Source organism: Aeromicrobium alkaliterrae, assembly GCF_039529015.1.
In the GTDB taxonomy this organism is placed as follows: domain Bacteria; phylum Actinomycetota; class Actinomycetes; order Propionibacteriales; family Nocardioidaceae; genus Aeromicrobium; species Aeromicrobium alkaliterrae.
Window position 1 is genome coordinate 783,077 of sequence record NZ_BAAAME010000004.1, and the last position, 10,317, is coordinate 793,393.

A 10,317-nucleotide genomic window follows, 5' to 3' on the forward strand; every position below is an offset into this window, starting at 1 on the left:
TGAGGTGCGACGCAGGAGCCTCGAAGGGGGTTCCGCCACCACCGGCGGGGTCAGGGCAGGACGGTGACGAAGACCGCGTCGGTGGCGGGGGTGCCGAGGTTGACGCCGGCACCGTCGCCGACGCGCACCTCGATCGCGCCCGAGTAGGGCTCGCCCTCGCCCACGGCGAGCCGCGCGCCGGGAAGCACCCCGGCCGAGGCGAGGTGCTGCAGCAGGCCCGGGTCGCGGTCCGAGATCCGCTCGACCAGCACGGTCGAACCGGCGGCCACCCCGGTGAGCCGCACCGCGTCGGGCATCGTGATGACGCCCTCGGCGCTCGGGATCGGGTCGCCGTGCGGGTCGCGAGTCGGGCGGCCGAGCACCTCGTCGATGCGGTCGACCATGAAGTCCGAGACCGCGTGCTCGAGGCTCTCGGCCTCGTCGTCGACCTGGTCCCACGTGTAGTGCAGCACCTGCACGAGGAAGGTCTCGATCAGCCGGTGGCGGCGCACCATCGCGAGCGCCAGCGTCCGCCCGGCGGGAGTCAGCTCGACGGCCCCGTAGGGGTCGTGGTCGATGAGCTCCTGCTCGGTCAGCTTCGCGAGGGCGCCGGAGACCGTGGACGTGCGCAGGTCGACGCGCTCGGCGATGCGGCTCGCGGTGACCGGCTCGGTGGTCCACTCCTGCAGGCTCCAGATGGCCTTCAGGTAGTTCTGCACGCTGGGCGTGAGGTCCCCGACCGACGTGACCGTCATGCCCCGGAGTCTAGGACAGCAGCGCCGCCACGCCCGGCACCGCGCAGAACAGCGCGACGAACACGGCCGTGCGGGTGAGACCGCGCTGCAGCTGCTGCTGCGGCGTGAGCGAGGCATCGATCCTCAGCGACAGGTCCACCATGGGATCTACGGTACACCGATGTCACGACCTTCGCCACACCCGCTCAGAGAAGTTCGGTCCACCGAACTTCGTCCGGCGGTGATCAGCGCAGGAGGTCGGCGTCGAGCGTCAGGACCTGCGCCGTCTTGTGGCCGAGATCGACCACGGGGCCGCGCACCGCACCGACGCGCTCGGCGATCGCGATGGCCGGGGCGTTGTCGACGTCAGGATCGAGCACGAGGCGCCGCACGTCCCGGTCGGCCAGCACGTCGAGGACGGCAGCGCCGATCAGCTGCATCGTCCAGCCGGGGCGGCGCTCGTCGCCCCCGGCGACGAAGAAGTGGACGCCGAGGTCGCCGGGGCGGTGGTCGAACAGCGCCGAGATCGGCTCGACCGCGGCGTCGACCCGGTAGGTCTGCACGATCGCGGCGGGCTCGCCGTCGGCACAGACGAACGACGCGGTGTGCGTCGGCTGCTGGTCGAGCCAGGTGTAGACGTCGACGACCTCGTCGAGCGTGTACTCGCTCATCATCCAGAAGCTGCCCCGGTCCTCCGTGACCCACGCGTGGATCAGGGGGGCGTCCGCGAGCGGCTCGATCGGGCGGACGGTCAGGGTGGGGGTGCTGGTGGTCATCGGGCGGGCCCTTCGTCGGTCAGGGGGAGGTCGATCAGGTGGCCGGCGGCCCAGGCGTCGAGCTGGTCGAGGCCGTGCGGGTGGTCGGCGTCGCCGTGGGCGCCGAGCGGGACGGCCCATCCGCCGGCCGAGCGGTCGGCGAGGTCCCAGACGTAGCGGGCGACCGGGCCTCGGAAGCAGAGGTCGCCGAGCATCGGTGCTGCGGTGGTCGAGAGCACGCAGTCGAAGTCTCCGGACAGCCCGACCGTGCGCGGTGGCGGGGCATCGTCCGCGCTGAGCGGCCACAGCGTGTGACGGCTCCCCCACGTCGGCGGCTCGGCGTCGCCGACGGCCTCGAGCGCCTGACGGGCCAGCTCGGCCAGGTCGACGCCCAGCGCGTGGCCCTCGTCGGCGACGATCGCGTCGAGGCTCGTCATGACGCGCGTCGCCACGAGGAACCACGGCTCGAACAGCGGGCCGACGTGCGGCACCCCCGCAAGGCCTGTCAGCACCTCGGCCTCGGCGATGCGGTGGACCAGCTCGGCTCGCCAGGCGCCGAACGCCCCGGCGCCGAGGCTGCCCGCGTCCATGTGGCCGTCCCAGCCGGTGATGACGTCGCGCCAGCGCCCGGCCCCCGGGCTCAGGGAGGCCAGGTCCGCGGCGAGCTTCTGCAGGCGCGCGGCCGTGGGCAGGAAGGTGTCGGTCTGGATGCGGACGCACGCGTCGGCGTCCACGGACGTGTCGCCGTCGAGCAGCTCGGCGATGCGGCGTGCCCGGTGCGGAGGGGCGAACTCGACGCCGAGCCACGGTCCCGGCCCGCGCCGCTCGTTCGCGGTGACGACGACTCCGTCCGGGGCGACGTCGCGGCGCGGCATCTCCTCGACCCAGCCCGTCCACGCGTGGCCCGGCTCCCACGCGGGGACGGGACGCTGCCGGTTCGCCTCGGCGCGCACCGGCACCCGGCCCGCCGTGAGGTGCCGGACGGCCCCGGTCGTGTCGGCCACGAGCACGTCGTTGACCGGTTCGACCCAGGCGGCGAAGGCCCGCTCGACGTCGTCGACCGTGCGCGCGTGCAGCAGCGGGACGAGCGCCGAGAAGCCGAGGTCGCGCAGCGCGAACGACGGCGTGCGCAGGGCGTACGACCGCTCGCCCGGGCCTCCGTGCACGATCGCCCCGTTGCGGGTCACGATGATCTCGACGTCGACCGGCGCTCCGCCGCGCACGAGCACGCGGGTCGTGGACGTGTCGGCGTCGTACCAGCCGTCGGGGCCCTCGGCCATGACCCCCTCCCCCATGACACCGGCCTCGTCGCGACGCAGCCGCTCGACGTAGAGGTCCTGGTAGTCGGCCATCGCGTTCGTGATGCCCCACGCGACGTGACCGGTGTGCGCGAAGTGCTGCACCCCGGGGACGCCGGGGAACGTCAGGCCCACGACGTCGAAGCCCGGACCGACCAGGCGGACCTGCTGGTAGACGCCGGGCGCCTCGATGAGTCGGTGCGGGTCGCCGGCCACGAGGGGCAGGCCCGACGCCGTGCGGTCGCCCCCGACCGCCCACGCGTTCGAGCCGGACCACACCGGACCCTCGAGGTCGAAGACCGCGAGGGCCTCCTCGCCGGCCCGCGCGGCGAGGCTCTCGCGCCACCACTTGGTCGGGAACGTCGCGAACAGCACGTGCTGCACGAGGAAGACCGCGAGCGGCGTCCACGGCTTCCACTCCCCCGGCCGCGCGTCGAGGCGCGCGAGCTCCTCGGGCACGGGTGAGGTCGTCAGGCCCCCGTTGACCCCGGCCACGAAGGCGTCGACGAAGTCGCGGCTGCGCGCGTCGAGGCCGCGGTAGGCGTGCTTCGCGACCTCCTCCAGCATCGACCGCCGAGCGAAGACGTCCCAGGGGACGCCCGCCTCGCCGAGCAGCTCGGCCGTGCGGCCCTCGCCCCGCATCCGCTCGAGCTCGATCTGCCACCCACGGTCGCGCGCCACCGAGCGGCCCTGCTCCCGGGCCACCTCCAGCAGCGAGGCACCCCGGATCACCGGGACGCCGTGCCGGTCGTGCCCGATACTCATGACTCCGGGCTCACGGCGCCAGCGGGTTGGCGAGCTCGCCCGACATGATGAGCGAGGACGCCTGGTCGGTCAGGTCCACCATCTGCAGCGTGTTGCGCAGCTGCAGCCGGTTGAGGCACGAGTGCGCGAAGTGCGGACGCTGCACGTCGAGCTCGGCCAGGCGGTCGGCGAGCTCGGGGTGGTCGGCGGCGTGGTCCTCGATCACGGCCCGCGCGAGGCCCCAGAACTCGTCGTCGGCCACGAGCCCGTCGTCGGCGCAGATCGCCGCGAGGAAGCGCAGGAACCCGTCGACCGCGTCGGTCAGGATCGAGAGCACCTGCAGGTCGGGGCCGACGTCGACCTTGATGCGCGCGATGTCCTCGGGCACGTCCACGCCGTGCCCTTCAGAGCTGGCGAACACGGCGACCTCCTCGCCGACGTCCTTCATCAGCACGCGGACCGGCACGTGGTCGCGCAGGACCAGGATGAGGTTCTCGCCGTGCGGCATGAACGCCAGGCGGTGCTCGGCCAGGCAGTGCACGAGCGGGCGGAGGTAGGCCCGCAGGTACTGCGCGAGCCAGGCGCGGGCGCCGATGCCCGAGGCCTCGACCAGCGCGGCCACCAGGCTGCGGCCCTTGGCGTCGCGGTGCAGGAGGGAGGCCATCGTGGCGGCCCGCTCACCGTCGCGCAGCCGCGACGTCGCGCTCTCGCGCCAGAGCGCCGCGAACATCTTCTGGTGGGCCGAGGGCTCGGGCAGCCGCTGGTAGGCACCGCCCGTGTAGCCGATCGCGGCGACCTCGCGCAGCACGTCGAAGCCGCAGTTCTGCAGCTCGGGGTCGGTGCGCACCCGGTCGGCGACCCAGTCGTTGATGGCCGGGGTCGGGCGCATGTAGCGCGGCGACAAACCCCGCAGGAAGCCCATGTTCTGGATCGACAAGGCCGTCTTGACGTAGTGCCGCGCGGGGTCGGAGGCGTTGAGGAACGTGCGGATCGACTGCTGCGCGCGGTGGTCGTCCCGCCCCGGGCCGAGCGGCACGATGTCGCGTCGGGCCACGTCCGGGGCGAACGTGATGGCGAGCTTGTGCTGCCACTGCCACGGGTGCGCGGGGGCGAACAGGTAGTCGTCCGGGTCCTCACCGAGGCCGCGCAGGAGCTCGCGCCACTGCGCCACCAGGTCGTCGTCGAGCTCGTGCGCCCACAGCGACTCCTCGGTCCAGCCCTCGCCGACCGAGAGGTGCGCAAGGCTGCGGCGGACCGCGGTCCACTGCAGGCGCACGGGGGCACCCGCCTCGGGCGCGTAGGCGGCGAAGTCGGCCAGCGAGAAGCCGATGCGACCGTTGTTGGCGATGAAGGCCGGGTGGCCCTCGGTCATCGCGGCCTCGATCGTCGGCAGGTCGGCGTGCACGAGGTCGTCGGCGTCGAGGCGGTGGTGCGCCAGCTTCCAGGCCGCCGACTGCAGGGTCGACGCGACCTCCTCCAGGTAGACCGGCAGGAGCGAGTCGGGGATGCCCAACGCGGGAGCCAGGTCGACCACCGCCTCCAGCGCGTCGACCTCGGCAGGCTCGCCCAGGACCGTGCGCTCGATCGTGGTGGCGTCGACGCTCCAGTGCTCGAGGCGGTGCACGCGGGCGACGAACCGGTAGGCGACCGAGCCGTCGTCGGCCGTGATCGTCCAGGTGTCGACGCTGCCGGCCACGGGCCGCGGCGCAAGGACCCGCTCGTGGGTGAGCTCCGCGAGGACCTTGGCCACGAGGTGACGGTGTGCGACGGCCATCGCGACGGGCTCGAGGTGCGCTGCGCCCGGGTCGATGGCGGGCGTGATGGTGTCAGACGGTGACATGACGACCTCCCAGTCGGCTGGCGGCGAACGCCTCGCGCCCGCAGGTGCTGAGCATCGCGGTCTTGGTCGACAGCGCGACCTCGCCCAGCTCGACGAAGCCGGCGGCGACGTTCTTGGCGCGGATCGCCTCGTTGCGGGCGTCCGGCTCGACGACGACCCGCGTCACGTCCGGGTCGTCGAACAGGTGCTGCATCACGGCGGCAAACACGACGTCGGTGAAGCCGGGGACCGGCTCGGCGCCGTCGGCGGGCGGCGCCACGAGGACGTGCATCCCGACGTAGCCCTCGGTGTGGACCAGGTGGCCGGCGAGCTCGGAGTGCGCGGGGTCGTAGTGCTCCATGAGGAACGCCGGGGTTCCGTCGACCGTGCCGATCAGCGCGTGGTGGTGCGGGTCGGCGGCGATCTTCGCGTACTCGGCGCGCACGTCGTCGACGCTGGCACCCTGCATCTCCCAGTACACCGAGCGCGGGTGGGTGACCCACGCGTGCAGGAGCTCGAGGTGCCGGTCGAGGTCGAGCGGCTCGAACCTGACGTCGCTCATCGCGCCCCCTCCCGGAGTCGCGCCCACGAGGGCGTGCCGAACTCCTGCGTCGCGATGCGGGTCTCGACGGGGTAGACCTCCCGGCCCAGCATCGAGCCGAGGATCACGGAGTTCCGGAACGCCCCCATGCCGAGGTCGGGCGCGACGAATCCGTGCGTGTGCTCCTCACCGTTCTGCACCCAGACCTCGCCCGGTTCCACGCCGACCTGGTAGTCGGCCGTGGCGTCGTAGCGACCGCGCTCGTCCCACCGGATCCGGTCGCGGACACCGTCGAGGAACGTCGGCACGACCGAGCGGTAGCCGGTCGACAGCACCACGGCGCTGGCCCCGGAGCCGAACGCCTCACCCGTCTCGGTGTGCCGCAGCCGCAGCGAGAACGCGTCGCCGTCCCAGGTCAGGTCGGTGAGCTCGGTCGCGGTGAGCAGGCGGGCGTCGGCCTTGCCCTGCGCCCGCAGCCGGTAGAGCGTGTCGTAGATCGTGTCGACCAGGTCGCCGCTGATTCCCTTGTAGAGGCCGCGCTGCTCGCGGAGCAGCGTCTCGCGCGTGACCTCCGGCAGGCCCTGGAAGTAGGCCGTGTACTCCGGCGAGGTCATCTCGAGCGTGAGCTTGGTGTACTCCATCGGGAAGAAGCGCGGCGAGCGCGTGATCCACGTGACCCGGGGCCCGCCCGACGTCAGCAGGTCGAGGAAGATCTCGGCGGCGCTCTGCCCGCTGCCGATGATCGTGACGTCCTCACGCTGGAGCAGGTCGTCCTTGTGGTCGAGGTAGGTCGAGGAGTGCAGGGCCGGGGCCGCGCCCGCCACGTGCTCGGCGGCCACCGCGGGGACGTACGGCGTGGTGCCGGTGCCCAGCACCAGACGACGGGCTCGGTACGTCTGCGTCTCCGTGCCGACGCGGGCCCGCACGACGTACAGCTCGCCGTCGTGGGCGACGGACTCGACGTGGCGACCGAAGTGCACGCCGTCCAGCTGGTCGACGACCCAGCGGCCGTACTCGACGAACTCCGAGCGCAGCGGGTAGAAGCTCTCGCGGATGTAGAAGGGGTAGAGGCGCCCGACCTGCTTGAGGAAGTTGAGGTACGAGAACCGCGACGTGGGGTCGGCCATCGTGACGAGGTCGGCCATGAACGGCACCTGGAGCGTGGCGTCCTCGAGGACCATGCCGGGGTGCCACTCGAACTGGTCGCGCGACTCCAGGAAGACCGCGTCGAGGTCGTCGAGCGGCTCGGCCAGGGCGGCGAGCCCGAGGTTGAACGGACCGACGCCGATGCCGATCAGGTCGTGGACGTCGTTCACTGGACGACTCCCGTCGAGTCGAGCAGCCGGTGACCGGTCGTGCGGACGAGGTCGAGCAGGTCGCACAGGCCGCCGACCGTGGCGGTGGGGTTGAGGAGCGTGAGCTTGAGCCACGTCTCGCCGTGGAACGTCGTGCCCGCGACGATGCCCTCGCCGCCGGCGAACAGCTCGCGGCGGATGCGGCCGTTCAGCGCGGAGGCCTCGGACGGGTCGACCTCGACCGGGCGGAACCGGAACACCAGGGTCGAGAGCGTGGGCTGCATCGCGACCTCGAAGTCGGCGGCCCACTCCTCGTCGGTCAGGACCCAGAACAGCTCGCGCGCCAGGTCGATCGTCGTGTCGAACATGTCGCCGATCGCGTCGGCGCCGGTCATGCGCAGCGTCATCCAGAGCTTCAGCGCGTCGAAGCGCCGCGTCGTCTGCATGCTCTTGTCGACCTGGTTCGGCAGCTGCGCCGCCTTGGGGTTGAGGTAGTCGGCGTGCCACGTGACGTGGCGCATCGTCTCGGCCTCGCGCACCAGGACGGCGCTGGAGCTGACCGGTTGGAACCAGGTCTTGTGGAAGTCGATCGTGACCGAGTCGGCGTGCTCGATGCCGGCCAGGAGGTGGCGCCGCCGGGTCGAGGCCAGGAGCCCGCCGCCGAACGCCGCGTCGACGTGGAACCACGTGTCGTGCGCGCGGCAGACGTCGGCGATGCGGTCGAGCGGGTCGATCGCGCCCAGGTCGGTCGTGCCGGCGGTCGCGACGACCGCCATCGGGATGAGGGCGCGGGTCCGGGCATCTGCGAGCGCCTCGGCCAGGGCGAACGCGTCCATGCGGTGCAGGTGGTCGGTCGGCACGAGGACCACGGCCTCGGCGCCGAGACCTATGACGCTCGCGGCCTTCTGCACGCTGAAGTGGCTCTCGGCGGTGGCGAAGATCCGCAGCCGCGCGAGGGTCGCGGAGAGCGGTGCGGTCGGGTCGTCCTCCTGGAGGCAGGCCTGGCCGCGCGCGAGCAGCAGGGCCTGCAGGTTCGACTGCGTGCCGCCGCTGGTGAAGATGCCGTCGGACTCCGCGCCGAAGCCGACGCGGCGGCAGGTCCAGTCGATCAGCTTGCGCTCGATCAGCGTGCCGCCGGCGCTCTGGTCCCACGTGTCGAGGGAGGAGTTGACGCCCGAGACGAAGACCTCGGCGAGCAGGGCGGGCACGACGACCGGGCAGTTGAGGTGCGCGGCGTAGCGCGGGTCGTGGAACCAGACCGCGTCGTCGAGGTAGACCTCGGTGAGCTCGGCCAGGGCCGCGCCCGCGTCGAGGGTGGGGCCGTCGAGGTCGACGGGGCCGACCTTCGCGGCCGAGTCGGCCGGGGTCACGCCCGAGAAGGGGCGCTGGAGACCCGCGAGGTGCGCTGCGAGATGATCGACGCCGCGATGCAGGGTCGCGGCGTACTGGTCGATCGAGTCCGCCGTGAGCAGGTGGTCCGAGGAGCGCACGCTAGTCCTTTCGGGTCAGTTGGCAAGCCTTGCCTAACCTAGACCCTCCCCGCCTGCGCGCAAGGACGTGGGTCACAGTGCGGACCGACGTAGAGTCGCTGGGTGACGTTCGGTGGCCTGTCGGACCGTTGCTGAATGCTCGGCCCTGATGTCCACCCACTACTTCATCGACGAGACCAAGGCCAAGGGTTACGTGGTCGTGATCGCGTCCTGTCCCAGCGAGTCCTTGGCGGCGATGCGCCGAGTCGTGAGCCGGTTGGTCCTCCCCGGGCAGCGCTCGATCCACATGAAGAACGAGAGCCCTCGCCGTCGCAGGCAGATCGCAGGCGCCTTCGTCGGGCTGAGCGAACGCGGTATTCAGGCAACAGTGCTCGATGCCGGTCGCGGACCGGAGTCGGAGCGTCTTCGGCGAGCGCGGGCGCTGCGTGCGGTCGTGGCACTTACCGCCGAAGGCCCCAGCGGAAACCTGGTGCTCGACCTCGACCGAACGATGCTGGCGCGAGATCGGCGCGTCCTGTCCTCGGCGCTGCGCGAGTTCTCGGCAGATCACCTGTCGTACGCCCATCTGCCGTTCTCCGCCGAACCACTGCTCGCGATTCCCGATGTCGTCGCGTGGAGCTGGGCGCGGGGCGGTGAATGGCGAGCGCGGATCCAACCGCTGATACGAGATCACCGAGACGTGTGAGAAAAGCGCGAGACCCGAGCGCCACGACCGTCCGGACGGGTCTCGGGTCCACTTCTCCACGCGGAGCGCGTCGAGCACCACCAGTATGACCCGCGCCGCCGACACAGCCAAGAGCCGGCGTACCGCGCGCACCATCCGTTCCCCAGCGCGCCGCTGCGGCGCGGTCCATATGCTCGGCAGGTGACGTTCGACGGATTCCCCGAGGCAGCGCTCGACTTCTACGACGACCTCGAGGGCGACAACACCAAGACCTTCTGGACCGAGAACAAGCACCGGTACGACGAGCACGTGGCGGCGCCGGCGAAGGCGTTCATCGCGGCCATCGGCGACGAGTTCGGCCAGGCCAAGGCCTTCCGTCCGTACCGCGACGTCCGGTTCAGCAAGGACAAGACGCCGTACAAGACGCACCAGGGGATCTTCACCGCGATCGGCCCTGCGCTCGGGTACTACCTGCAGGTCGGGGCGCCCGGCATCGTCACCGGTGCGGGGTTCTACGACGCCTCACCGGCGCGGGTCGCGAGCCTGCGCGACGCGATCGTGCACGACACGTTCGGCGCCGAGCTGGAACGGATCGTCGAGTCGCTGGAGTCGGCTGGCTGGGAACGCGGCGGGCAGCGGCTCAAGACGTCGCCGCGTGGATACGACGCCGACCACCCCCGCATCGACCTGCTGCGTCACAAGACGCTGACCGTGCGCCGCGAGCGCGGCTTCGGCCCCGACGTCGTCGGCACGCCGGACCTGCTCGACGTCGTCCGCGCCGACTGGCGCGAGACCCAGCCCCTCCTGGACTGGGTCGCCCTCCACGTCCGCGGCTGAAGTTCTGCGGAGCTGGCTAAGGCTTCGAGGCTCGTCGCTAGAGCTCCTCGCACCTCAGCCACCGGTGGCTGAGGTGCGAGCGAGGAACGAGCGAGCCTCGAAGCCTCGGCGGGGTCAGAGGTGGACGGAGCGGAGGCCGGCCTCGTCGTAGCGGCCGCCGG

Annotated in this window: 10 protein-coding genes; 2 read left to right on the forward strand and 8 right to left on the reverse strand. The window is 71.9% G+C overall.

What is annotated here, in order from left to right:
* Positions 1-50: 50 nt before the first annotated feature.
* The 8 genes from ABD127_RS11920 to ABD127_RS11955 all read right to left on the reverse strand — a co-directional run bounded on the left by ABD127_RS11920 (position 51) and on the right by ABD127_RS11955 (position 8,655).
* Positions 51-734, reverse strand: a complete 684-nt coding sequence (locus tag ABD127_RS11920; protein ID WP_344201694.1) for a metal-dependent transcriptional regulator — start codon at positions 732-734, stop codon at positions 51-53.
* 10 nt (positions 735-744) lie between these two features.
* On the reverse strand, positions 745-876 hold the full coding sequence (locus tag ABD127_RS11925) for a hypothetical protein (protein WP_344201696.1): 132 nt from the start codon (positions 874-876) through the stop codon (positions 745-747).
* Between the two features lie 82 nt (positions 877-958).
* The gene (locus ABD127_RS11930) at positions 959-1,489 is read right to left on the reverse strand and encodes a GNAT family N-acetyltransferase (RefSeq protein ID WP_344201699.1); all 531 of its coding nucleotides are present in this window, start codon (positions 1,487-1,489) and stop codon (positions 959-961) included.
* Positions 1,486-3,531: a penicillin acylase family protein gene (locus ABD127_RS11935; RefSeq protein WP_344201703.1), complete on the reverse strand. Its 2,046-nt coding sequence runs from the start codon at positions 3,529-3,531 to the stop codon at positions 1,486-1,488. Before ABD127_RS11935 ends, ABD127_RS11930 begins: the two co-directional genes overlap by 4 nt.
* A 10-nt stretch (positions 3,532-3,541) precedes the next feature.
* On the reverse strand, positions 3,542-5,350 hold the full coding sequence (locus ABD127_RS11940; protein ID WP_344201706.1) for an IucA/IucC family protein: 1,809 nt from the start codon (positions 5,348-5,350) through the stop codon (positions 3,542-3,544).
* Positions 5,337-5,891 carry a GNAT family N-acetyltransferase gene (locus ABD127_RS11945; protein WP_344201709.1) on the reverse strand — a complete coding sequence of 185 codons (555 nt, stop codon included), beginning with the start codon at positions 5,889-5,891 and terminating at the stop codon, positions 5,337-5,339. The genes ABD127_RS11940 and ABD127_RS11945 overlap by 14 nt, the downstream gene beginning before the upstream one ends.
* The gene (locus ABD127_RS11950; RefSeq protein WP_344201712.1) at positions 5,888-7,186 is read right to left on the reverse strand and encodes a lysine N(6)-hydroxylase/L-ornithine N(5)-oxygenase family protein; all 1,299 of its coding nucleotides are present in this window, start codon (positions 7,184-7,186) and stop codon (positions 5,888-5,890) included. Before ABD127_RS11950 ends, ABD127_RS11945 begins: the two co-directional genes overlap by 4 nt.
* Positions 7,183-8,655, reverse strand: coding sequence for a pyridoxal phosphate-dependent decarboxylase family protein (locus tag ABD127_RS11955; RefSeq protein ID WP_344201715.1), 1,473 nt, complete (start codon positions 8,653-8,655; stop codon positions 7,183-7,185). Before ABD127_RS11955 ends, ABD127_RS11950 begins: the two co-directional genes overlap by 4 nt.
* 148 nt (positions 8,656-8,803) lie before the next feature.
* Here ABD127_RS11955 and ABD127_RS11960 point away from each other — a divergent pair, with 148 nt between their 5' ends.
* Together ABD127_RS11960 and ABD127_RS11965 are read left to right on the forward strand one after the other, a co-directional pair.
* Positions 8,804-9,340, forward strand: coding sequence for a hypothetical protein (locus ABD127_RS11960; protein WP_344201718.1), 537 nt, complete (start codon positions 8,804-8,806; stop codon positions 9,338-9,340).
* A gap of 180 nt (positions 9,341-9,520) precedes the next feature.
* Positions 9,521-10,156 (forward strand): DUF2461 domain-containing protein, encoded by a 636-nt coding sequence (locus ABD127_RS11965; protein ID WP_344201720.1) that lies wholly within the window; start codon positions 9,521-9,523, stop codon positions 10,154-10,156.
* The last annotated feature ends 161 nt before the right edge of the window (positions 10,157-10,317 follow it).